Here is a 21,589-nt window from a genome sequence, read left to right as displayed (position 1 = left end):
GTTCCGGGGACGACCGGCTGGGTCGCGTGTTCCGGGAGCTCGGTGGCGCGTTCGGGCCGAGCTTCGCCTTCGCATGCCCGTTCGGCGCGTCTCTCTCGTCGCTCCTCCCGCGACGGTCTCTCCGGCGCGGCGAACGCGGATTGGCGGCGTCCGCCGTTCCGAGTTGCGCAGCGGTGGGAGGGCGCCGTCCCGGGCCGCGGAGCGGTGGAGCGGGGTCGGGTGGGCGACCGAGCGGCGCGCGAACCACTGGGGCGGTGCGTCGAGGCACACGGTCCCCGGAACGGAGCCGGCTCGCGACGCGAATCGCCCGCACGACCCGCGGCCGAGTCACGCAGATCGCGTGCCAGGGGGCCACGAGGCGGGACGGGGTGGGCGTGAGGCGTCGACGGGCCGTCGGAGCCGGCGGTCACCGTTTGGGCAGGCCGAGGCGGCAGGGGCCGGCGACCAGGCCCGACGGCGTCTCGCGCGCACCCCCAGGCGTCCAGGGGGCGCAGCCCACCGCTCCTGCGCCGGTCCTGGCCGGCAACGGGCCAGGCGGCCGCTCCGGCCGTCAGGGGCGCAGCCCACCGCTCCGGCCGTCAAGGGACGAAGCCCACCGCCGCGGACGTCGAGGGCGGGCCCACCGCTTCGGCTCCAGCCCGGCCCAAAGGAGGCGCCGCCGACGGGTGACGCGCTCGGGCTCAGGCCGGGGCGCGCTCCAGCGGGGCGACCGACTCGCCGAGGGGGGAGCGCTCCTCGCGGCGGGCCGGGCCCGCGTAGACCTGCTGGACGAGCTGGATCCGCCGCTCGGCGAAGCCCGCCTGGCAGTAGGCGAGGTAGAGGTCCCAGAGGCGGACGAAGCGCTCGTCGTAGCCGAGCCCGCGCACCGCGTCGTGGGCATCGTGGAAGGCGGCGCGCCAGCGCCGCAGCGTCTCGGCGTAGTGGGGCGAGAGGTCCTCGACGCCGACGGTGCGCAGGCTCGTGACCTGCTTCGTGCACCGCGCCATCTCGGCCTGCGACGGCAGGCAGCCACCGGGGAAGATGAGCGTGTTGATGAAGCTCCGGCCGCGCTTCTCGGCCTCGTAGGCGCGGTCGTCGATCGTGATCGCCTGCAGGGCGAGCAGGCCGTCGGGGGCCAGCAGCTCATCGCAGCGTCGGAAGAACGTCGGGAGGTCGCGCCAGCCGACGGCCTCGATCATCTCGACGGACACGATCCGGTCGTAGCGCCCCTGGAGGTCGCGGTAGTCCTCCAGGCGCAGGTCGATCCGGTCCTGCAGGCCGGCCTCGGCGATCCGCTGGGCGGCGAGCTCGTGCTGGCGCTCGCTGATCGTCGTCGTCGTGACGTGCGCGCCGTACTCGCGGGCGGCGTGGATGGCCAGGGCGCCCCAGCCGGTGCCGATCTCCAGCAGCCGGACGCCGGGGGCGAGGTCGAGCTTGCGGCAGAGCTGGTCGAGCTTGGCGACCTGCGCCTCCTCGAGCGTCGCGCCGGGGCGGTCGAAGAGCGCGCAGGAGTAGAGCATCGTCGGGTCGAGGAAGAGCCCGAAGAAGTCGTTGGAGAGGTCGTAGTGCGCCCGGATCTGCCGGCGGGAGCGGGCGATCGTGTTGCGGGCGCCGTGGCGCACCCGCTGGGCGGGCACGAGCAGCGGCGCGAGGCGTTCGCGCAGGCGGTCGAAGGCCGGCATGTTGCGGGCGCCGAGGGACACGAGCGCGACGAGGTCGGGGCTCGACCAGCGGCCGTCGCCGTAGCTCTCGCCGAGCCCGAGCGACCCGCGCAGCAGCGACGGCCAGACCTCGGCGTCGTGCAGCCGCAGCTCGGCCTCCAGCGGCGCCAGGCCGCTCCCCGGCTCCGGGTCGGTCCCGAAGCGGTGGACGGTGCCGTCGGCCTCGATCACCCGCAGGCGACCGTGGCGCGCCTGGCGCAGGAGGCGCAGGGCGACGCCGCGGGCGGCGAGGGTGGAGCGTCGGGTGGGAGCGGTCATCGCGTGGTCGTCTCGCGGTCGGCGGGGTGGGGATGGACGGGCACGCGCTTCAGCGCCAGGCGCAGGGCCTGGCCGTAGATGCGCGCGAGGACGAGGAGGGCGCCGAGCGGCTGGCGGCGCGCGTAGGCGCGCAGGCCGGCGGCGTCGAGCGGGCGGCGACGCAGGGCGAGGGTCGCGTCGAAGACCCGCTCGCCGTCGCGGTCGCTCGCGAGGTGGACGTGCAAGGCGGCCCCCGGGACGGTCGTCGTCCACCGGTAGCGGTGGTCCATGCCCATGAACGGGGAGACGTGGAACGCCTTGTCGAGGGACGTCGCCGGCCGCTCGGGGTCGGCGGCGGCTCGGGCGTCGAGGACGTAGGCGTGCCGCTCGCCCCACGGGGTGTTCGTCACCTCGGCGACGACCGCGTCGAGCTGCCGGTCCGCGTCGTGGAGGTAGGCGAACGTCACGGGGTTGAAGCTGCGCCCGAGCGTCCGCGGCTGGCACAGCAGCCGCACGGGGCCGGCCGCCCAGCGGCCGGTGGCCTCCGCGGCGGTCCGGCGCAGCGCCTCGGCCAGCGGCACGGCGGGGTCGCCGTGGTGGTCGCGGCGGCGGAATGCGAAGAGCGCCCGTCGCTCGACGCCCCAGTACCGGTGGCCCTCCAGGGCTCCGGGCAGCTCGTCGAGGTCGAGGAGGAGCATCGCCGTCGGGTAGCGGAAGCGGTGCTCGACCGGCGAGCGGCGCCGGTGGGTCACCCAGCCGACGTAGACCGCCGAGCCGGTCACCGGAGCGGTGGGGGGCGCCTGGCGGGGGCGGGCCAGGGTCGCGGTGCTCACGCGGGGACCTCGACGGGCCGTGCGCGGTCGGCGTCGAGCGCCTCGGCGGCGCGCAGGCCGCTCCAGACGCCGTCCTCGTGGAAGCCCCACCGCCAGTAGGCGCCGGCGAACGACGTCCGGCCCGACGTGCCGCCCGGTCCGGAGATCTCGGCGTGGCGGCGCTGGGCGACCATCCCCTCGGGCGTGAACACGGGGTGGGCGTAGTCCATCGTCGCGATCACCGCCCGCGGGTCGATCGCCTCCTCGAGGTTCAGCGTCACGAGCAAGCGCTCCCGGGTCTCCGGCAGGCCCTGCAGGCGGTGCATGTCGTAGGTCACCGTCGGGCGATCCTTCGGCGTGGCCAGGAGGTGCGCGTTCCAGCTGGACCAGGCGCGCGGGCGCCGCGGCAGGAGCGAGCGGTCGGTGTGCAGGACCGCGCGGTTGGGCTGGTAGGGGATCGCGCCGAGCACCTCGCGCTCGGTCTCGTCGGCGTCGGCGAGCATCGCGAGCGCCTGGTCGCTGTGGCAGGCCAGGACGACGTGGTCGAACGGCTCCTCGGGCCCGTCGCCGACCTGGACGGCGACGTGGTCGGCGTGGCGCCGGATCGCCGTCACGGGCGCGCCGAGCCGCAGCCGGTCGCCGAGCGGCGCCAGCAGCGCGTCGACGTACGTCCGCGAGCCGCCGGCGACGGTCATCCACTGCGGGCGGTCGCGGAGGCTCAGCATCCCGTGGTTCTCGAAGAACCGCAGGAGGAACACGGCCGGGAAGCGCCACATCTGCGCCGGGTCGGCGGACCAGACGGCGCTGGCCTGCGGGACCATCAGCCGCTCGACGAACCACTCGCTGAACCCCTCGCCGCGGAGGAACGCCTGCAGCGAGGTCGTCTCGTCGCCGGAGCGCAGGAACCGCCGCGCGGCGCGGTTGAACCGCGCGTACTCGACGACCATCCGCAGGAACCGCGGGTCGACCGCGTTGCGGCGCTGCGCGAAGAGCCCGCCGATCGAGTCGCCGTGGTACTCGAAGTCCTCGTCGCGGGCGGTGACCGAGAAGCTCATCGTCGTGGGGCGCGTGGCGACGCCGAGCTCGTCGAGGAGCCCGAGGAACTGCGGGTACGTCCGGTCGTTGCAGACGATGAACCCGCTGTCGACCCGCAGCCGGTGCCCCTCGAGCTCGACGTCGTGGGTGTGCGTGTGCCCGCCGGGACGCGCATCGGCCTCCAGCAGCGTGACGTCGTGGCGCCGGGCCAGCACGTGGGCGCAGGTGAGGCCGGCGACGCCGGTCCCGACGATCGCGACGCGCATCAGCGGGCCCCCTCGGCGACGGCGCGCTCGCGGTCGCCGGCGGCGTCGGCGGCGCGCCGCAGCGCGTCGCCGATCGCCGCCACCGTGCCCGCCGGGTCGTCGAACATCGGCAGGTGCCCGGCCTCGGGCAGCGTCCGCTGCCCGATCGCGGGGGCCAGCGGCGCGCGCGGGGCGCGCACGAGGCGGTCGCGCGCGCCCCAGACGAGCTCGACCGGGATCCGGGCGGCGAGCTCCCCGACGGCGTCCCGGTCGACGGCAGCGGCGCGCATCGCCGCGTCCGTCCGCCCGAAGTCGGTGGCTCGAGCGTAGCCCCGGATCACCGCCACGGCGTCGGCGTGCTCGAACGCCCCGGGGCCTCCCAGGACGCCGCCGAGGACGCGACGGCGCACGCCGGGGGAGGCGAGGAGGGCCGGCAGGGCGCGATCGGCGCGCCGGGCCAGCCGCCGGGCGGTGCCCGTCGACCCGCCCAGCGCCCCGGACCAGAACCCGGCGGGGGCGAGCGCCGTGACGCTCGCGGCCCGCCCGAGCCGGCCGAGCTCCAGGGCGACCCAGCCGCCGAGCGAGACGCCGACGGCGTGGACCTGGGCCACCCCCGCGTCGTCGAGCGCGTGCGCGAGCGAGCGGGCCAGCGCGAGCGGGGTCGGGGTGACGTCCTGGGACAGCGGCGGCGCGCTGCCGAAGCCCGGCAGCTCGGCGACGAGGACGTCGGCGCGCTCGCGGAGCGGCTCGATCACCGACGTCCAGGAGTGCCGGTCGCCCCCGAGGCCGTGGACGAGGAGCAGCGGCGGGCCGGGCGCGGTCCCGGACGTGGTCGGGTGGCGCAGGAGCGTCGGGGCCATCGATGGGTCCTACGCGCGCTCGTGCGCGGCGGATGCGGTCGGGACGAGGATCACACGCCGCCCGTACCCGGTCCGCGGGGCTTCCTGAACCGCTCCCCTCCTAGACTGCTGGGCGATGTCCGAGACCCAGGATCCGACCCGGTACGAGCCCTCCGAGGCCGAGCCGGAGGTCTTCGCCCGCTGGGAGGCCGCGGGCGTCTTCGACTCGGACGCCGACGGCGATCCGGCCGACAGCTACTCGATCGCGATCCCGCCGCCGAACGTCACCGGCGCGCTGCACATGGGCCACGCGCTCAACGGGTCGATCCAGGACGTCCTCATCCGCCTGAACCGGATGCGCGGGCGCAACGTCCGCTGGACGATCGGCACCGACCACGCCGGCATCGCCACGCAGACGAAGGTCGAGCAGCAGCTCGCGGCCGAGGGCACGAGCCGGCAGGAGATCGGCCGCGAGGCGTTCCTCGAGCGCACGCAGGCCTGGCGCCGGCAGTACGGCGGGACGATCATCGGCCAGTTCCGCCGCCTGGGCGTCTCGGCGGCCTACGACGACGAGCGCTTCACGATGGACGACGGCTACGTGCGCGCCGTCCAGGAGGTCTTCGTCGCGCTCTTCGAGCAGGGGCTCATCTACAAGGGCACCCGGCTCGTGAACTGGGACCCGGGCTCCCGCTCGGCGATCAGCGACCTCGAGGTGGAGGACCGCGAGGTCACCGACAAGCTCTACGAGATCGCCTACCCCCTCAGCGACGGCTCCGGGGACGTCGTCGTCGCGACCGTCCGGCCCGAGACGATGCTCGCCGACGTCGCCGTCGCGGTGAACCCGCAGGACGAGCGGTTCGCCGGCCTCGTGGGCCGCACCGTGACGCTGCCGCTCGTCGGGCGCGAGCTGCCGATCATCGGCGACGACTACGTCAAGACGGACTTCGGCACGGGGTGCCTGAAGATCACGCCGGGCCACGACCCCAACGACTTCGAGATCGGGCAGCGCCACGGGCTCGAGTCGCTCTCCTGCATCGACGAGGCCGGCCGGATCACCGGCGGCTTCGCGGCGGACTTCGAGGGCCTCCCGGTGGCGGAGGCCCGCGAGGCGATCGTCGCGGCGCTGCGGGCCGAGGGGCGCCTGCGCGGCGAGGAGGAGTACACCCACACCGTCCCGTTCAGCCACCGCTCCGGCGAGCGCATCGAGCCGCTGCTCTCGCTGCAGTGGTTCATGCGGATGGAGGAGCTCGCTCGCCCGGCGATCGACGCGGTCCGCGACGGCCGGGTCCGGATCCACCCCGAGAGCCAGAAGCGGCGCTACCTCGAGTGGCTCGAGGAGATCCGTCCGTGGACGCTCAGCCGCCAGCTCTGGTGGGGCCACCAGATCCCCGTCTGGTACCGGCGCAAGGACGGCGCCGTGCCGGCCGACCCGCAGGAGGTCCTCGACGCGCCGCTGGACGACGTCGAGCTGCACTGCGGCCTCGAGGCCCCGGACGGCGCGGGCTGGGTCCGGGACCCCGACGTGCTGGACACGTGGTTCAGCTCGGCGCTGTGGCCGTTCGCGACCCTCGGCTGGCCCGACGGGACGCCGGAGCTGCGGACGTTCTACCCGACATCGGTGCTCTCGACGGCCCGCGACATCCTCTTCCTCTGGGTCGCGCGGATGGTGATGATGGGGCTGCGCTTCGCCGGCGACGTCCCGTTCCGCGACGTGTACTGCCACTCGGTCATCCAGGCGCCCGACGGCCGGCGGATGAGCAAGTCGCTGGGCACCGGGATCGACCCGCTGGACCTCATCGACGGCGGCCCCCGTCCGCCGGTCTTCGCGAAGAAGCCCGGGCAGGACGCCGGGGCGTTCCCCGCCTACGGCGCCGACGCCGTGCGCTTCGGGCTGCTCGCGATGTCCTCGACGCAGGACGTCCGCTTCAGCGAGGAGAAGATCGCGCAGGGTCGCCAGCTCGTCACGAAGCTCTCCAACGCGGTGCGCTTCGCGGTCGGGCGGCTCGCGGAGGCGCCGGAGGCCGCGCGCGCCGGGGCGGTCGTCCCGCGCGACGGCCTCGCACGGGTCGAGGACCGCTGGATCGTCTCGCGGACGGAGCGGATCGCGCGCGAGACCGCCGCGCGGATCGACGAGTTCGACTTCGCGAAGGCCGCGCTGGGGCTCTACGACTTCGTCTACGGCGAGCTCTGCGACTGGTACCTCGAGCTCGTGAAGGGCCGCGACCCCGCGACCGATCCGGACCTCGCCCGCGTGCTCGGCCACGCGCTGCGGCGCACGCTGCAGATCGCGCACCCGGTGATCCCGTTCCTCACCGAGGAGGCGTGGGCCTGGCTCGGCGCCGACGCGGACGGCCTGCTGGCCGCCTCGCGGCTGCCGGAGCCCGACGACGCCGCCCTGGACCCCGACGCCGAGGGCGCGATCGAGCGGGTCATCGCCGTGATCACCGCGGCGCGCTCCTGGCGCAACGCGGCGAACGTCCCGCCGGGGCCCGTGCTGGCCGCGCGCCTGGAGGCCGAGGGCTACGACGCCGACCTGCGCGAGCACGTCGCGCGCCTGGCGCGCCTGCAGCTCGCCCCGGCGGACGGCGACGCCGGCGACGCCGTGACGATCGTCGTGCCGGGCGGCCAGCTCGTCCTGCCGGCGGGCGAGCACGTCGATCCGGAGGCCGACCGGGCGCGGATCGCCGCCCGGCGCGCGAACGTCGAGAAGCAGATCGCGGGGCTCGAGGGACGCCTGGCCAACGAGCGCTTCGTCTCGCGCGCCCCCGCCGAGGTCGTCGCGGCCGAGCGCGAGAAGCTCGCGGGCCTGCGCGACGAGCTCGCGTCGTTGTGACCAGCGGGGACCCAGCGACGCCGGGGCAGGACCCCGGCGCGGAGCGCGGCTGGGATCCGGACCGCTGGCTGCTGGACCGCGAGCTCTTCGGCATCCGGCCGGGGCTGGACCGGATGCGGGCGCTGCTCGCCCGGCTCGGGGACCCGCAGCGCGACTTCGACGCCGTCCACGTCGTCGGATCGAACGGCAAGACGTCGACGGTGACCTTCGCCGCGGCGCTGCTGCGCCGCCGCGGGCTGCGCGTCGGCGCGTACGTCTCGCCGCACCTCGTCCGCTACGCCGAGCGGATCCAGCTCGACGGCGCGCCGCTGGGCCAGGACGCCTTCGCGGCGGTCGTCGCCGACGTCCGGGACGCCGCGGCCGCGGTCGAGGCGGCGGGGGAGGGAGGCGCGGACGCCGAGGACCCCGTGACGCAGTTCGAGGCGATCACGGCCGCGGCCCTGCTCGCGTTCGCGCGCTCCGGCGTGGACTGCGCCGTGATCGAGGCGGGCCTCGGCGGTCGCTGGGACGCGACGAACGTCCTGCCGGGCCGTCCTCCGGCGGTGGCCGTGCTGACCGGCGTCGCCCTCGAGCACACCCGCTGGCTCGGGAGCACCCTCGATCGGATCGCGCGCGAGAAGGTCGAGGTCCTGAAGCCCGGCGGCACGCTCGTCCTCGCCGCCGACCTGCCGCCGGAGGCGCTGGCGGTCGCCGAGGAGGTCGCGGGAGACCGCGAGGCCCGGATCGTGCGCGCGCCGGCCGACCCGGGCGCCGACGTGCCGACCCCGGGGGCGCGATACCAGCGGCGCAACCTCGCCACGGCGGCGGCGGCGGTCGAGGCCCAGCTCGGCGGGACGGACCCGGACGCCGTGCGGGAGCTCGCGCGCTCGCTCGTCGTGCCGGGCCGGTTCGAGACCGTCGAGCAGGGCGACGGCACGCGGCCGACGATCCTCCACGACGGCGCGCACAACGCCCAGGGGATGGCGGCGCTGGCCGACGCGCTCGCCGCGGCGCCCCCCGGCCGCCCGCTCGTGGCGCTCGTCGGCGTGCTCGACGACAAGGACCCCGAGGCGATGCTCGCGGCGCTCGCGCCGGCCTGCGACGTCCTGGTCCTCACGGCGCCCCGCAACCCGCGCGCGCTGCCCGCCGAGCGGCTGGCCGCCGCGGTCGAGGCGGCGCTGCGGACCCACGGCCCGCCGGCCCCGTCGGCGATGGTCGTGCCGGATCCGCACGAGGCGCTCCGCGAGGCCCGTACACTCGCGGGGTCCACCGGAACCGTCCTCGCCACCGGGTCGCTGCACCTCGTCGCCGACCTCCGACGGGGCGCCGACGCCGGTCCGGGCGCGGCCTTCTGACATGCCCAGCCCCGACGAGCCGCCCCGGCACCACCACGACGACGAGCTCCCGATCGTTCGCCTGATCGTGGGGGTCGCGGTGATCGTCGCCCTCGTGATCCTCGTCTTCTTCGGCATCGGCTACGCCCTCGGCCGCGCGTACCTGTGACCCCGCGTCATGCTCCTGCTCCCCCGCCCGCACGTCCCCCGTCGCGCGCCCGCCCAGTCCCGGATCGGTTCGAGGTAGGAACCACCATGGTCGGCGACGAACTACCGTTCCTGTGATCCCCATGCCCGATCTCCTCGCCGTGTTCGGCATCAACAACGGCACGCTCGACACCGTCGTCAAGCTGCTGGTGCTCTTCGTCGTCCTGATCTGGCTGGCGCTCGTCTACTACACGTGGGCCGACGCGCGCCGCCGGCTGACGGACCCCGTCCTCATCGGGACGGCCGCCGTGGCCGCCCTCGTGCTGCCGTTCGCCGGCACGATCATCTACATGGTCGTCCGGCCCCCGGAGTACCTCGACGACGTCCGCGAGCGCGAGCTGGAGATGCAGGCCGCCGAGGCGCGGCTCCTGCAGTCGGGCGTCCTGCTCTGCCCGCACTGCGAGTACCAGGTGCAGCAGGACTTCCTGCGCTGCCCGTCCTGCCTGCGCAAGCTGCGCGACCAATGCCAGGGCTGCGCGAAGCCGCTGGATCCCGAGTGGCGGATCTGCCCGTACTGCGAGACGGAGATCCCGGGCCGCACCCCGCGGCGCCGCCGGCGCCGGCGCGCGGACGAGCCCGTCCACGAGCACGGCTGACGCCCGAGCGGCGGCCGCGGGCCGTCTCGCCGCGCGCCCGTCGCGTCCCGGTGATCGGCCCGGCGACTCGGCGGACGCGGACATGAGGTTGAATCCGCCATCGCACGGCGCCGCCCCGCGCCGTGAACCGATCGCTGAGCAGAAGAGAGACCTCCATGTCCCGTACCCTCGTCCTCGTCAAGCCGGACGGCGTCCAGCGCCAGCTCACCGGCGAGGTCCTCGGTCGCTTCGAGCGCAAGGGCCTGAAGCTCGCCGCGCTGAAGCTCGTGCCGCTCGAGACGGCCGTCGTCGAGGAGCACTACGCCCACCTGTCCGACAAGCCGTTCTTCGGCGAGCTCGTCTCGTTCATGACGCAGAGCCCCGTCGTCGCGGCGATCCTCGAGGGCCCGTCGGCCGTCGAGGTCGCCCGCCAGGTGATCGGCGCGACGAACCCGCTCGAGGCCGCTCCCGGGTCGATCCGCGGCGACCTCGCGATCGAGGCGGGCGAGAACGTCGTGCACGGCTCGGACTCCGACGAGAACGCGGAGATCGAGATCAAGCGGTTCTTCCCCGAGCTGGGCTGACCCCGGCGCGGGCGCCGCGACCGATGACGTCCCCCGTCGAGCCGCCCGCCGGCGCGCGGGCGCTCGTGCTCGCGTCGCGCTCGCCGCAGCGGCGGGCGATCCTCGAGGCCCTCGGGGTCGCCCACCGCGTCGTCGTCCCCGACGTCGAGGAGCGCCAGGACGGCGAGCCGATCGCCGTGGCCGTGGAGAACGCGCGCCGCAAGGCCCGCGCGGCGGCGCGCGACGCCGCCCCGGGGACGCTCGTCCTGGGGTCCGACACGGTGATCGTCGACGACCTCGGCCCGGGACCGCCCCGCGCGGTCGGCAAGCCCGCCGACGCCGGCGAGGCCGCCGCGATGCTCCGCCGCTGGTCCGGGCGCGGCCACCGCGTCGCCTCCTCGGCCGCCGTGGTGCGGACGACGGCCACGGGCGAGCCCGAGGTCCTCCTCGCGGACGCCGCGACCACCGAGGTCCGGTTCCGCACGCTCGACGAGGCGGAGATCGCCTGGTACGTCGCGACGGGCGAGTGGCGCGAGCGCGCCGGCGCGTACGCCATCCAGGAGCGCGGCGGCCTGCTCGTGGCGGGGATCACCGGCGACTGGTGGACCGTCGTGGGCCTGCCGGTGGGCCTGCTCGCCGAGCGCCTGCCGACGCTCGTGCGCGGCACGTGAGCGGCGCCGCGGTCCCGTCCGCGGGCGCGGGCGCCGGCAGCCCGTGCACGGGCGCTCCCAGCGGCTGACGGTCACGGGGCCTCCGGTACACTCCCCGCTCGATCCGCGGCGGGATCGGCCGGTCGCACCTGGTTTCGCGACGGGCCTCCGACGTCCCGCCGACGGTCCTCGGTCACGCGTCGCGATGGGCATCTTCAGCTACCTCACCGGCATCGGCAGCCGCGACATGGCGGTCGACCTCGGCACCGCCAACACCCTCGTCTACGTCCGGGGGCGCGGCATCGTCCTCTCGGAGCCGTCGGTGGTCGCGATCGACTCCCGCTCGGGCGAGGTCCACGCGGTCGGCATCGAGGCCAAGCGGATGCTCGGCCGCACGCCCGGCACGATCCAGGCGATCCGCCCGCTGAAGGACGGCGTCATCGCCGACTTCGACGTCACGGAGGAGATGCTCCGGCACTTCATCCAGAAGGCGCACCAGAACCGCTTCGCGCATCCCCGCGTCGTCGTCTGCGTGCCCTCGGGCGTCACGGGCGTGGAGAAGCGCGCCGTCGAGGAGGCCTCGATCTCGGCGGGGGCGCGCCAGGCGTACCTCATCGAGGAGCCGATGGCCGCCGCGATCGGCGCGGGGCTGCCCGTCGCCGAGCCGACCGGCTCGATGGTCGTCGACATCGGCGGCGGCACGAGCGAGGTCGCGGTGATCTCGCTCGGCGGCATCGTCGTCTCGCAGTCCGTCCGCGTCGGCGGCGACGAGTTCGACGAGGCGATCGTCGCCTACGCCAAGCGCGAGTACAAGCTGCTCATCGGCACGCAGATGGCCGAGGACGTGAAGCTCGAGATCGGCTCGGCCTACCCGATGGCCGAGGAGGTCCAGACGGAGATCCGCGGCCGCGACATGGTCTCGGGACTGCCGAAGACCGTCGTCATCACCTCCGAGGAGGTCCGCCAGGCCCTCGAGGAGCCGATGTCGACGATCATCGACGCCGTCAAGGAGACGCTGGACCGCACGCCGCCGGAGCTCTCCTCCGACATCATGGACCGCGGCATCATGCTCGCCGGCGGGGGCTCGCTGCTGCGGGGCCTCGACGAGCGGCTCCGCGAGGAGACGCAGATGCCCGCCCACCTGGCAGAGTCCCCGCTGACCTGCGTGGCGGTCGGGTCGGGGCGCTCGCTCGAGGAGTTCGAGGTCATCCACCGGATGAACCGCGGGCACTCGCGCAACCGGCGCCGCCGCTACTAGGTCCACCATCCCGCCGGCACCGCTCGAGCGCCGACCGGCCCGCACTCGCTCCGCCCTCCCGTGATCGATCCGTCCGCACGCCGACGCCGCCGCCTGGTCCTGGCCGCGCTCGTCCTCGTGTCGCTCGTGCTGCTGACTGCGGCGTTCGGCACGGCGAGCGGCGGCACCACCGGTGGCGCGGCCGGGCCGCTCGTGGACGGCGCGTCGAAGATCGCCAAGCCGGTCCGGGACCTCGTCGGATGGGTCGGCGACACCGCCGACGCCACGAAGGAGAACCGCGACCTGCGGCGCGAGGTCGGCCAGCTGCGCCAGGAGCGCGCGCGCCTGGCGGCCGCCGCCACGGAGAACGACCGCCTGCGCCGGCAGCTCGGCCTCGCCAGCCGCCTGCGGCTGCAGCAGGCGGGCACGCGGGTGGGGGCGGAGGTCATCGCCCAGTCGCCGACGGCGTGGGCCTCGACGATCCGGATCGACAAGGGGGCGAGCGCCGGCGTCGCCGACGGCGACCCCGTCCTCTCCGCCGACGACGACGAGGCGGGCCTCGTGGGCTTCGTCACGTCGACGCAGGCCGGTCAGGCGATCGTCTCGCTGCTGCCCGACAACGCGGTGAAGGTCGGGGCGAAGCTCGAGGGCGGTCGCGACTACGGGATCCTCCAGGGCGCGGGGGCCGGCACGGCCTCCGACCTCGAGCTGCTCTACGTCCCCGGCTCGACGCAGGTCCGCAACGGGACGCGCGTCGTCACGTCGGGCACCGTCCCCGGCGCCCGCGAGCTGCGCTCGATCGCCCCGCCGGACCTGCCGATCGGTCGCGTCACCCGCGTCAGCGGCGCCGGGTCCGACGACCAGGTGGTGCATCTCCGGCCGTTCGTGGACCTCCGGTCGCTGCAGAGCGTCCAGGTCCTCACCGGTGCGGGGGATCGCAGTCCGTGAGCCCGCGGCCGACGGTGACCCGGTCGCGGCGGTCGCCGCGCCGGCGCTTCGGGCGGGTCGGGGGCGTGCGGGTCCTCGACCACGCGGTCCTCGGACCGGCCGCCCCGCTGCGGGTCGGTCTCCTCGGGCTGCTCGCGGGGCTCCTGCAGCTCGTCCTCTTCAGCCGGATCACGATCCTCGGGATGCAGCCCGACGTCGCGATCCTCACGCTGCTCATGGTCTCGCTGCTCTGCGGCCCGATCTGGGGGGCGAGCCTCGGCTTCGGGCTCGGCCTCCTGCTCGACCTCGTGGCGGGCCAGCCGGTCGGCGTCACGTCGCTCGCGCTCGTCCTGTCGGGCTACGCCGTCGGGCGGATGGGCGAGGTCCGCGACCCCGAGAGCAGCGCCGTGCCGGTCGTCGTGGGCGCGCTGGGGACCTTCGGCGTGCTCGCCGTCGTCGGGCTGCTGGAGCTCCTCATCGCGCAGGGCGCGCGGGTGAACGTCGGCCTGCTCGGCTGGACGCTGGGCACCGTGCTGATCAACGCCCTGGTCGCGCTGCCCGTGCATAATCGGATCAGGCGCTGGCTCCTGCCCATGCTTCCCGAGGAAGCTCGCCGGCGCCGACGGCGACGCGACTACGGCCGACGGTCGCCGTCCTCCGACGTGGACGTTCGCATCCGATGAGCACCCGAGGACGCACCCCGACCCCCGAGCTGGCGATCCGCATCGCCGCCTTCGGGATCATCGCGTTCGGCGTCTTCGCGATCCTCTTCCTGCGGCTCTGGTTCCTGCAGATCCTCCAGGGCGACACGTACCTCGCCCGGGCGACGGAGACGAAGGGCCGCGAGGTCCGCGTCGCGGCCCCGCGCGGCTCGATCATCGACCGCGACGGGAACGTCCTGGTGAAGAACAAGGTCGCGTTCGTCGTGACCCTCCAGGCCGACGCGATCCCCGAGGAGGACCGGGCGCGGATCGTCCAGTGGGGCGCCGATCAGGGCACCTACGAGCGGCGGGTGAACGCCGCCGAGGAGCGGATCCGCGACGAGGTGCTCGACGAGGGCCGCAAGAAGGCGACGAAGCGGCGCGAGCGGCTCATCGCCCGACGGGTGGCCCAGGCCCGCCGCGACCTGCCCGCCCGCCCGCGCGACCTGACGATCGACGACGCCACGCCGTTGCTGCGCTCGCGGCTGGAGCGCGTGCAGCCGATCCTCCGCGTCTCGCTGAACAAGCTCTACCAGCGCGTCGTCAACGGCACGGTGCGCGTGCCGTGGGCCGGCCCCTCGCTGAAGGTCGACGTCTCGATCGGCGTCCGGAACTACCTGCTCGAGCAGCAGGCGCGGTTCCCGGGCATCGTCGTGACGAAGGAGTACCTGCGGACGTACCCCCACGGCGCGCTCGCGGCGCAGATCTTCGGCAACGTCAACCAGATCAGCGAGGAGCAGCTGAAGCTCCGGCGCTACAAGGACCAGCAGCTGCGGCAGGGCCAGAAGATCGGCCAGAGCGGCCTGGAGTACGAGTACGACCGGTTCCTGCGCGGCCGCGACGGCCAGGAGCAGGTCGAGGTCGACTCGCAGAACCGGCCGACGGGCGAGGTCGGCAAGGACGATCCGCCCCAGACCGGCCTGCGCCTGCGCCTGACGCTCAGCGAGGGCCTGCAGCGCTCCGCGCAGTTCGCGATCGGCGAGACGATCCGCAAGGACCCCTACGACGACAAGGCCACGCGCCAGCGTCGCCGCGCCGGCGGCGCGTTCGTCGCGATGGATCCGCGCAACGGCGACATCCTCGCGATCGGCTCCTACCCCTCGGTCGACCTGAACCGCCTGAGCGACCCGGACCTGACGCAGCGCCAGTACGGCCGCCTCACCTCCGAGCGCTCCGGCGCCCCGCTCTTCAACCGCGCGATCGCCGCGCAGTACCCGACCGGCTCGACGTTCAAGATCGTCACCGGGTCGGCCGGGCTCGGCGAGGGCCTCATCACGCCGGAGACCGTCGGCCCGGGCGGCGCGTGCATCGAGCTCAGCGACCGCGAGGACGACAAGAAGTGCAACGCCGGACGGGCCGAGCTGCCGGCGACGAACCTCGCGCAGTCGCTCGAGATCTCCTCCGACGTCTACTACTACGACCTCGGCAAGCGGCTCTACCCGCGCCAGAACCAGCCGCTGCAGGCCTGGGCACGCAACTACGGCTTCGGCCGGCGGACCGGCATCGACCTGCCCGGCGAGGTCCGCGGGATCGTGCCCGACCGCGCGTGGCGCGAGCGGCGCAACCAGGAGGAGCTCGACTGCCGCAAGCGCGAGCGGAAGCCCAACTGCTTCCTCGTGGGCGACGTCAACGGGCAGTTCCTGCTCGGCGACGAGGTGAACTTCGCGATCGGCCAGGGCGACTTCCTCGCCACGCCGCTGCAGGTCGCCGAGTCCTACGCCGGCCTCTACGACGACCCGAGCAAGCCGTTCACGAACCGCCTGCGCTTCCCCGTCCCGCGGATCGCGCGCGGCGTGGAGACCGCCGACGGCGTCCAGGAGCAGAACTTCCCCGCCGGGCGCGCGCGGACCGTCGCGTTCGACGCCGGCTGGAAGCGCGCGATCATCGAGGGCCTGCAGGCAGTGACGAACGGCACCTCCGGCACGGCGACGGCGGTCTTCGCCGACTGGGACCAGACGCGCCAGCGCGTGCTCGGCAAGACCGGCACCGCGCAGCGCTGCGTCGACGCCCGCGGCAACTCGACCTGCGCCGATCAGTCGTGGTTCGCCGCGCTCGTCCCCGACGGCGAGCGCCCGATCGTCGTCGCGGTGACCGTCGAGAACGGCAAGTTCGGCACGACGACGGCCGCGCCGATCGCGTGCAAGATCCTCCGCAAGTGGTTCCAGGGCGACCAGGCCGACGCGACCTGCGCGGCCGGCGAGGCCTCGGCCACCCAGTGACGATGGCGACGCGCGACGCGACACCCCTCGGGATGCGGACGCCGCGCCGCCGGCGCGAGCTCAGCGCCGTCGTCGACCTGCGGCTGCCGTTCGACCCGATCCTCGCGCTGGCCGCGATCGGCCTGAGCGCCTGCTCGGTCGCCGCGATCGCCGGGGCGACGGAGGGCTCGGAGTTCGTCTCCCGGCAGATCGTCTACGCGCTCGTCGGGATCGTCGTGGCCGTCGTCGTCTCGCGGATGGACTACGCGCGCCTGCAGGAGCTGCGCTGGCCGCTCTACGGGTTCATGCTCGCGTCGATCGTGGCCGTCGCCCTGCTCGGCACGAGCGTCAACGGGTCGACGCTGTCGATCCAGCTGCCGTTCTTCAGCTTCCAGGCCTCCGAGCTGGGCAAGGTCCTGCTCGCCGTGACCGGCGCCGCGGTGCTCGTGGAGCGCTCGCGCTCGATCGACGAGTGGTCCACGACGCTGCGGCTGCTCGCCTTCCTCTTCCTGCCGGCGGCGATGGTCGTCAGCTCGGACCTCGGGTCGGGGCTCGTCTACGGCGCCGTCTCCCTGGGCGTGCTGCTCATCGGCGGCGCTCCGGGCCGGCACCTCGCGGTGATCGGGGTCGTCCTGGTCACCGGCATCACCCTCGTCCTCGGCGTCCTGCCGGCGGCCGGGGTGAACGTCCTGAAGCCGTACCAGACGGATCGCCTGACGGCCTTCCTGCACCCGGGCGACGAGCAGGGCCCGGGCTACCAGCTCAACCAAGCCAAGATCGCCATCGGGTCCGGTCAGAAGACCGGCCGCGGCGACGCGGCGACCCAGGCGAAGCTTGGGTACCTGCCGGAGAAGCAGACCGACTTCATCTTCGCGTCGGTCGGCGAGCGCTTCGGCTTCATGGGAGGGGCGCTGATCCTCTCCCTCTACGCACTGATCATGTGGCGCGGGTTGCGCATCCTCGCGACCGCCCGGGACTTCTTCGGCGCCGTTCTGGCCGCCGGCATCCTCGCGATGCTCCTCTTCGAGGTCCTGGTGAACGCGGGGATGAACGTCGGCATCATGCCGATCACCGGCATCCCGCTGCCGCTCGTGAGCTACGGCGGCTCCTCGGTGCTGTCCACCTACCTGGCGATCGGCCTGCTCCAGGCGATCTACGCGCAGGGGAGGGCAGCGGCCCGACGGCCCCCGACCGTGGCCAGACCGGATTGAGAGTCCCATCGTGAAGAAGCAGGTCCTGGTCAGCGTCGACCGCGGAGAGACGCGCGTCGCGCTGCTGGAGTCCACCGAGGGCGGGGACAAGCGCCAGAAGGGCGGCCGCGGTCGCGGCGGCCGCCCTCGCGCCGGCCGCGCCGGCGAGGGCTACCGCGTCGCCGAGCTCTACTTCGAGCGCCGCTCGAACCGCTCCATCGTCGGCAACGTCTACAAGGGGCGCGTGGACAACGTGCTCCCCGGCCTCGAGGCGGCGTTCGTCGACATCGGGCTGGAGAAGAACGGCTTCCTCCACGTCGACGAGCTGCGGCTGCCGGGCGTGAAGATCGCGCGGCGCGGCCACGGCGGCAGCGACGCCCCGAAGATCACCGACCTCATCAAGCCCGGCGACGAGCTCGTCGTGCAGGTGACGAAGGACCCGCTGAAGACGAAGGGCGCCCGCCTGACGATGGACCTCACCATCGCCGGCCGCTACCTCGTCTACGCCCCGAAGGGCGAGGGCGTCGGGGTCTCGAAGAAGATCGACGACCAGGAGCGCAACCGCCTGCGCAAGGAGGTCAAGGGCCTCGAGCTGCACGGCGGCGGGGCGATCGTGCGGACCGCCTCCCGCGGCGCGGTCCGGGAGGACTTCGAGCGCGAGCTCCCGTACCTCTTCAAGCTCCACGAGGTCCTCGAGCAGCGCGCCGGCGAGATGCAGGGCCCCTGCATGGTCTTCCAGGAGGCGGACCTGTCGGTGCGGGTCGTGCGCGACATCTTCAGCGCCGAGTTCGAGCGCGCGATCGTCGACGACCCGCAGCAGGTCCAGCGCCTGCGGTCGTTCTTCACCCGCACCGCGCCGGAGCTCGTCGACAAGGTCGAGCTCTGGGAGGAGTCCGATCCGCTCTTCCACGCCTTCGACGTCGAGTCGGTGATCGACGGCCTGATCAGCCGCCGCGTGGACCTGCCCTCGGGCGGCTACCTCATGATCGACTACGCCGAGGCGCTGACCGTCATCGACGTGAACTCCGGCTCGTTCACCGGCAAGGGCAAGCAGGCCCGGCTGGAGGACACGATCACGCGGACGAACCTCGAGGCCGCCGAGGCGGTCGTCAACGAGCTGCGCCTGCGGGACATCGGCGGCATCATCGTCATCGACTTCATCGACATGGCCCGTGCGCGCAACCAGCGCGAGGTCCTGAAGACGCTGCGCGCGAAGCTCGCCGAGGACCGGACGAAGACGTTCACCGCCGAGATCTCGAAGCTCGGGCTCGTCGAGATGACGCGCCAGAACGTCACGGAGGGCGCGCGCGAGGTCATCACCCGCGCCTGCCCGATCTGCGACGGCGACGGCGTGATCAAGAGCGAGGAGACGCTCGCGATCGAGTTCGAGCGCGAGCTGCGCGAGCACGCCTCGCGGGCGCCGGAGAAGGCGAAGGCGTTCCTCGTCCGGATGCACCCGGCGGTCGTGACGGAGTTCACGGGGCTCGGGGCGAAGGTCCTCCACGCGCTGGAGGAGGCGACCGGCCGCTACTTCGTCTTCGAGGGCTCCGAGCGCCTGCCGCTCGACGAGTTCGAGATCGTCATGGAGGGCTCGATCGAGGCCGTCCAGGAGCGCGCCATCCCCTTCCAGGAGGGGGAGGAGGTGCTCGTGCAGATCGTCGAGCCGCACATGTACAACGTCGACGACGCCGTCGCGAAGGTCGGCGGCTACGTCGTCTCGGTCATGGGCGGCGGGCGGTTCGTCGGCGAGAAGAAGCTCGTGCGGATCGAGCGCGCGGGCCGCACCTCCGCGAACGCCGTGCTCGTCGGTGCCGACGCGCTGCCGCCGGCCGGCGAGGGCGACGCGGACGGCGAGGGCGACCGGCCCAAGCGCCGGCGCCGCCGCGGGGGCCGCGGTCGCCGCCGCTCGGGCGACGCGCCGGAGGCGACCGGGACGTCCGCCGAGGACGAGGGCGACGCGGCCGCCGTCGAGGCCGGGGAGGGCGAGCGCACGGCGCGCGACGTCGTCGCGCCCGAGCCCGCGGAGCCCGACGCCGCGGCCGCCGGCGAGGAGGAGGCGCCGGCCGTCGAGGCGGCGACCGACGCCGACGGCGGCGACGAGCCGGAGGCCCCGAGCGGCACCGAGGGCGAGGATGTCGTATCCTCTTCCGTCCGGCGCCGCACCCGTGGCGGGCGCCGCTCTGCTGCGTCCCGGGCGAAGCGCGCCGCTGCGACCGACGCCGACGAGACCACCGCAGAGCCCATCTCGTCCGAGTGAGCCGTAACGCATGAGCCTCTACGCAATCGTCAAGACCGGCGGCAAGCAGTACCGCGTCGAGCAGGGCCAGGAGCTCCTGGTCGAGAAGCTCGACGCCGAGGCCGGCGCGTCCGTCTCGCTCGAGCCGGTCCTCGTGAAGGGCGACGCCGTCGCGATCGGCGCCGACGCCCTGAAGTCCGCGACCGTCGGCGCGACGGTCGTCGAGCACGTCAAGGGCCCGAAGATCCGCATCTTCAAGTTCAAGCCGAAGCGCGGCTACAAGCGCACGACGGGTCACCGTCAGCCGCTGACGAAGATCCGGATCGACTCGATCTCGGCCTGACCTCCCGGAGAACTGACTCATGGCACACAAGAAGGGCCTCGGCTCCTCCAAGAACGGCCGCGACTCGAACGCCCAGCGCCTCGGCGTGAAGGTGTTCGCCGGCCAGGTCGTCACCGGCGGCGAGATCATCGTCCGCCAGCGCGGCACCCGCTTCAAGCCCGGCAAGGGCGTCGGCATCGGCAAGGACGACACGCTCTTCGCGAAGTCCGCCGGCACCGTCGCCTTCACCCGCGGCTGGCGCGGTCGCGTCGTCTCGGTGCAGGACGCGGCGGAGCAGTCCGCCGTCGCCGCCGACTGACGCCGCCCCGCCGCCCGCCGGCCCCGCGCCGGCGACCGTCCGACGACCCGCTCCGGCGGGTCGTCGTCGTTCCGGGGCACGGGCCGCTTCCCCGCGGCGACGGGGTTCGCCCGGCCGTGTGGGAGGCTCGCGCCATGGCCCCCCACGACAAGGTCCTCCTCATCACCGGCGCCTCCTCCGGGATCGGCGCGGCGACCGCCCGTCAGGCGCTGGCCGCTGGCTGGCGGGTCGCGCTGCTGGCGCGCTCGGCCGACAAGCTCGAGCGGCTCGTCGGGGAGCTCACGGCCGCCGGAGCCGAGCCCGGCCGGATCACGACGACCACCGCGGACGTCGCCGAGTGGGACGAGCTCCAGGCGTCCGTGGCCGCCGTCGACGAGCGGTTCGGGCAGCTGGACGCGGTCTTCGCCAACGCCGGGTTCGGGGCCAAGCGCGGCTTCCTCGAGGAGACGCCGGAGCAGTGGCGCTCGATGGTGCTCACGAACGTCCTCGGCGCCGCGCTGACGATCCGCGCGACGCTCCCGGCGCTGCGCGAGGCGCAGGGCCACGTCGTCCTCACCGGATCGGTCGCCGGACGGCGGGCGCTGCCGGGCAGCCTCTACTCGGCGACGAAGTTCGCCGTCGGCGCGATGGCCGAGTCGCTGCGGCAGGAGCTCAACGGCAGCGGCGCCCGGGTGACGCTCCTGAGCCCCGGCATGGTCGACACGCCGTTCTTCGACAGCAAGCCGTCGATCGAGGCCCTGCACCCCGACGACGTCGCCGGGGCGGTGCTGTGGGCGCTCGAGCAGCCGGCGCGCGTCGACGTGAACGAGATCCTCGTGCGCCCGACCGCCCAGGACGGCTGATCGCCGCGCAGCGGGCGCTCGTGGCGGCCGCCTCGCGGGCGCGCTTCGCGTCGGCAGGCGTCGGCGTCCTGGCGGTCGTCGCCGGCCGCGTCGCTGCGGCGATCCGCCGGTCGATCAGGCGTCGCGCTGCATCGCCCGGCTCGTCAGGACGCCCGCGACGGCGGCCCCGACGGCCAGGACGCCGGTGCCCGCGACGCCGGACGCCGGCAGGGAGCGGGCGGCCGCGAACGTCGCCGCGGCGTCGACCGCGTCGCCGATCGACGCCGTCCGCGCCCAGCGGTAGCCGCGGTCGGGGTCGCCGGCGGTGTGGATCTGCGCCATCCCGATCACCGCGTCGCGGATCCCGACGGCGCGCAGCGCCACCTGCGCCGCCGGGGTGGTGCCGGCCTCGCCGAGCCACGACCCGCCGACGCGGTCCGGGGCGACGAGCATCAGCGCGCCGAACGCGATCCGGCCGGCGCCGATGAAGCGCGAGACGTTGGCGGGGGTGACGAGGCTCATGGGCCGACCCTAGCCGCTGCGGTCCACGAGCCCGGTGGGCCGCGGCCCCGGCCGTCCCGCGGTGCCTCTCGCGCGCGCGGCGCGGGCGCGCGCGGCGTGGCCCTTCG

20 protein-coding genes are annotated in these 21,589 nt (G+C 74.4%); 15 read left to right on the top strand and 5 right to left on the bottom strand.

Annotated features, from left to right (window positions below):
• Positions 1 to 680: 680 nt before the first annotated feature.
• From SK069_RS04570 to SK069_RS04555, 4 genes are read right to left on the bottom strand one after another with little or no spacing between them, the layout of a single operon-like run.
• Positions 681 to 1,958, bottom strand: a complete 1,278-nt coding sequence (locus tag SK069_RS04570) for a cyclopropane-fatty-acyl-phospholipid synthase family protein (RefSeq protein WP_319953002.1) — start codon at positions 1,956 to 1,958, stop codon at positions 681 to 683.
• The gene (locus tag SK069_RS04565) at positions 1,955 to 2,719 is read right to left on the bottom strand and encodes a DUF1365 domain-containing protein (protein WP_406628250.1); all 765 of its coding nucleotides are present in this window, start codon (positions 2,717 to 2,719) and stop codon (positions 1,955 to 1,957) included. The genes SK069_RS04570 and SK069_RS04565 overlap by 4 nt, the downstream gene beginning before the upstream one ends.
• A 47-nt stretch (positions 2,720 to 2,766) precedes the next feature.
• Positions 2,767 to 4,050: an NAD(P)/FAD-dependent oxidoreductase gene (locus SK069_RS04560; protein ID WP_319953000.1), complete on the bottom strand. Its 1,284-nt coding sequence runs from the start codon at positions 4,048 to 4,050 to the stop codon at positions 2,767 to 2,769.
• Positions 4,050 to 4,889, bottom strand: a complete 840-nt coding sequence (locus tag SK069_RS04555; RefSeq protein WP_319952999.1) for an alpha/beta fold hydrolase — start codon at positions 4,887 to 4,889, stop codon at positions 4,050 to 4,052. The genes SK069_RS04560 and SK069_RS04555 overlap by 1 nt, the downstream gene beginning before the upstream one ends.
• A gap of 115 nt (positions 4,890 to 5,004) precedes the next feature.
• On the opposite strand from SK069_RS04555, the gene SK069_RS04550 reads away from it, so the two are divergent.
• The 15 genes from SK069_RS04550 to SK069_RS04480 all read left to right on the top strand — a co-directional run bounded on the left by SK069_RS04550 (position 5,005) and on the right by SK069_RS04480 (position 20,981).
• On the top strand, positions 5,005 to 7,701 hold the full coding sequence (locus SK069_RS04550) for a valine--tRNA ligase (RefSeq protein WP_319952998.1): 2,697 nt from the start codon (positions 5,005 to 5,007) through the stop codon (positions 7,699 to 7,701).
• Positions 7,698 to 9,035 carry a bifunctional folylpolyglutamate synthase/dihydrofolate synthase gene (locus SK069_RS04545; protein WP_319952997.1) on the top strand — a complete coding sequence of 446 codons (1,338 nt, stop codon included), beginning with the start codon at positions 7,698 to 7,700 and terminating at the stop codon, positions 9,033 to 9,035. Before SK069_RS04550 ends, SK069_RS04545 begins: the two co-directional genes overlap by 4 nt.
• A gap of 1 nt (position 9,036) precedes the next feature.
• Positions 9,037 to 9,183, top strand: a complete 147-nt coding sequence (locus SK069_RS04540) for a hypothetical protein (protein ID WP_319952996.1) — start codon at positions 9,037 to 9,039, stop codon at positions 9,181 to 9,183.
• Positions 9,184 to 9,304: 121 nt separating this feature from the next.
• Positions 9,305 to 9,817 (top strand): zinc ribbon domain-containing protein, encoded by a 513-nt coding sequence (locus SK069_RS04535; protein WP_319952995.1) that lies wholly within the window; start codon positions 9,305 to 9,307, stop codon positions 9,815 to 9,817.
• 155 nt (positions 9,818 to 9,972) lie between these two features.
• Entirely contained in the window at positions 9,973 to 10,380 is a 408-nt protein-coding gene (gene ndk / locus SK069_RS04530) for a nucleoside-diphosphate kinase (RefSeq protein WP_319952994.1), read from the top strand.
• A gap of 23 nt (positions 10,381 to 10,403) precedes the next feature.
• Positions 10,404 to 11,030: a Maf family protein gene (locus tag SK069_RS04525; protein WP_319952993.1), complete on the top strand. Its 627-nt coding sequence runs from the start codon at positions 10,404 to 10,406 to the stop codon at positions 11,028 to 11,030.
• Positions 11,031 to 11,214: 184 nt separating this feature from the next.
• Positions 11,215 to 12,267 (top strand): rod shape-determining protein, encoded by a 1,053-nt coding sequence (locus tag SK069_RS04520; RefSeq protein ID WP_319952992.1) that lies wholly within the window; start codon positions 11,215 to 11,217, stop codon positions 12,265 to 12,267.
• Between the two features lie 60 nt (positions 12,268 to 12,327).
• Positions 12,328 to 13,194 carry a rod shape-determining protein MreC gene (gene mreC / locus SK069_RS04515; protein WP_319952991.1) on the top strand — a complete coding sequence of 289 codons (867 nt, stop codon included), beginning with the start codon at positions 12,328 to 12,330 and terminating at the stop codon, positions 13,192 to 13,194.
• Positions 13,191 to 13,856, top strand: coding sequence for a rod shape-determining protein MreD (gene mreD / locus SK069_RS04510; protein ID WP_319952990.1), 666 nt, complete (start codon positions 13,191 to 13,193; stop codon positions 13,854 to 13,856). Before mreC ends, mreD begins: the two co-directional genes overlap by 4 nt.
• Positions 13,853 to 16,093 (top strand): penicillin-binding transpeptidase domain-containing protein, encoded by a 2,241-nt coding sequence (locus SK069_RS04505; protein ID WP_319952989.1) that lies wholly within the window; start codon positions 13,853 to 13,855, stop codon positions 16,091 to 16,093. The genes mreD and SK069_RS04505 overlap by 4 nt, the downstream gene beginning before the upstream one ends.
• 2 nt (positions 16,094 to 16,095) lie before the next feature.
• A complete protein-coding gene (locus SK069_RS04500) occupies positions 16,096 to 17,283 on the top strand; it encodes an FtsW/RodA/SpoVE family cell cycle protein (RefSeq protein WP_319952988.1) in 1,188 nt (395 codons plus the stop codon).
• Between the two features lie 10 nt (positions 17,284 to 17,293).
• The gene (locus SK069_RS04495; protein ID WP_319952987.1) at positions 17,294 to 19,519 is read left to right on the top strand and encodes an Rne/Rng family ribonuclease; all 2,226 of its coding nucleotides are present in this window, start codon (positions 17,294 to 17,296) and stop codon (positions 19,517 to 19,519) included.
• A gap of 10 nt (positions 19,520 to 19,529) precedes the next feature.
• On the top strand, positions 19,530 to 19,841 hold the full coding sequence (gene rplU, locus SK069_RS04490; RefSeq protein WP_319952986.1) for a 50S ribosomal protein L21: 312 nt from the start codon (positions 19,530 to 19,532) through the stop codon (positions 19,839 to 19,841).
• A 19-nt stretch (positions 19,842 to 19,860) separates the two neighbouring features.
• A complete protein-coding gene (gene rpmA / locus SK069_RS04485; protein ID WP_319952985.1) occupies positions 19,861 to 20,139 on the top strand; it encodes a 50S ribosomal protein L27 in 279 nt (92 codons plus the stop codon).
• Positions 20,140 to 20,273: 134 nt separating this feature from the next.
• Positions 20,274 to 20,981, top strand: a complete 708-nt coding sequence (locus tag SK069_RS04480; RefSeq protein WP_319952984.1) for an SDR family oxidoreductase — start codon at positions 20,274 to 20,276, stop codon at positions 20,979 to 20,981.
• 114 nt (positions 20,982 to 21,095) lie between these two features.
• On the opposite strand, the gene SK069_RS04475 is transcribed toward SK069_RS04480, so the two are convergent.
• Positions 21,096 to 21,482, bottom strand: coding sequence for a hypothetical protein (locus tag SK069_RS04475; RefSeq protein WP_319952983.1), 387 nt, complete (start codon positions 21,480 to 21,482; stop codon positions 21,096 to 21,098).
• Positions 21,483 to 21,589 lie beyond the last annotated feature (107 nt).

The organism is Patulibacter brassicae, assembly GCF_033949425.1.
GTDB classification, from domain to species: Bacteria; Actinomycetota; Thermoleophilia; order Solirubrobacterales; family Solirubrobacteraceae; genus Patulibacter; species Patulibacter brassicae.
The sequence above is the reverse complement of the archived record's forward strand: the minus strand, read 5'-3'. Positions and strand labels throughout refer to the sequence as shown.

Excerpts from the sequence above, each read along its gene's own strand:
- SK069_RS04570 (WP_319953002.1), bottom strand. The coding sequence starts at position 1,958 with ATGACCGCTCCCACCCGACGCTCCACCCTCGCCGCCCGCGGCGTCGCC.
- SK069_RS04560 (WP_319953000.1), bottom strand. The coding sequence starts at position 4,050 with ATGCGCGTCGCGATCGTCGGGACCGGCGTCGCCGGCCTCACCTGCGCC.
- SK069_RS04555 (WP_319952999.1), bottom strand. The coding sequence starts at position 4,889 with ATGGCCCCGACGCTCCTGCGCCACCCGACCACGTCCGGGACCGCGCCC.
- SK069_RS04550 (WP_319952998.1), top strand. The coding sequence starts at position 5,005 with ATGTCCGAGACCCAGGATCCGACCCGGTACGAGCCCTCCGAGGCCGAG.
- SK069_RS04540 (WP_319952996.1), top strand. The coding sequence starts at position 9,037 with ATGCCCAGCCCCGACGAGCCGCCCCGGCACCACCACGACGACGAGCTC.
- SK069_RS04535 (WP_319952995.1), top strand. The coding sequence starts at position 9,305 with ATGCCCGATCTCCTCGCCGTGTTCGGCATCAACAACGGCACGCTCGAC.
- ndk (WP_319952994.1), top strand. The coding sequence starts at position 9,973 with ATGTCCCGTACCCTCGTCCTCGTCAAGCCGGACGGCGTCCAGCGCCAG.
- SK069_RS04525 (WP_319952993.1), top strand. The coding sequence starts at position 10,404 with ATGACGTCCCCCGTCGAGCCGCCCGCCGGCGCGCGGGCGCTCGTGCTC.
- SK069_RS04520 (WP_319952992.1), top strand. The coding sequence starts at position 11,215 with ATGGGCATCTTCAGCTACCTCACCGGCATCGGCAGCCGCGACATGGCG.
- SK069_RS04505 (WP_319952989.1), top strand. The coding sequence starts at position 13,853 with ATGAGCACCCGAGGACGCACCCCGACCCCCGAGCTGGCGATCCGCATC.
- SK069_RS04500 (WP_319952988.1), top strand. The coding sequence starts at position 16,096 with ATGGCGACGCGCGACGCGACACCCCTCGGGATGCGGACGCCGCGCCGC.
- rplU (WP_319952986.1), top strand. The coding sequence starts at position 19,530 with ATGAGCCTCTACGCAATCGTCAAGACCGGCGGCAAGCAGTACCGCGTC.
- rpmA (WP_319952985.1), top strand. The coding sequence starts at position 19,861 with ATGGCACACAAGAAGGGCCTCGGCTCCTCCAAGAACGGCCGCGACTCG.
- SK069_RS04480 (WP_319952984.1), top strand. The coding sequence starts at position 20,274 with ATGGCCCCCCACGACAAGGTCCTCCTCATCACCGGCGCCTCCTCCGGG.
- SK069_RS04475 (WP_319952983.1), bottom strand. The coding sequence starts at position 21,482 with ATGAGCCTCGTCACCCCCGCCAACGTCTCGCGCTTCATCGGCGCCGGC.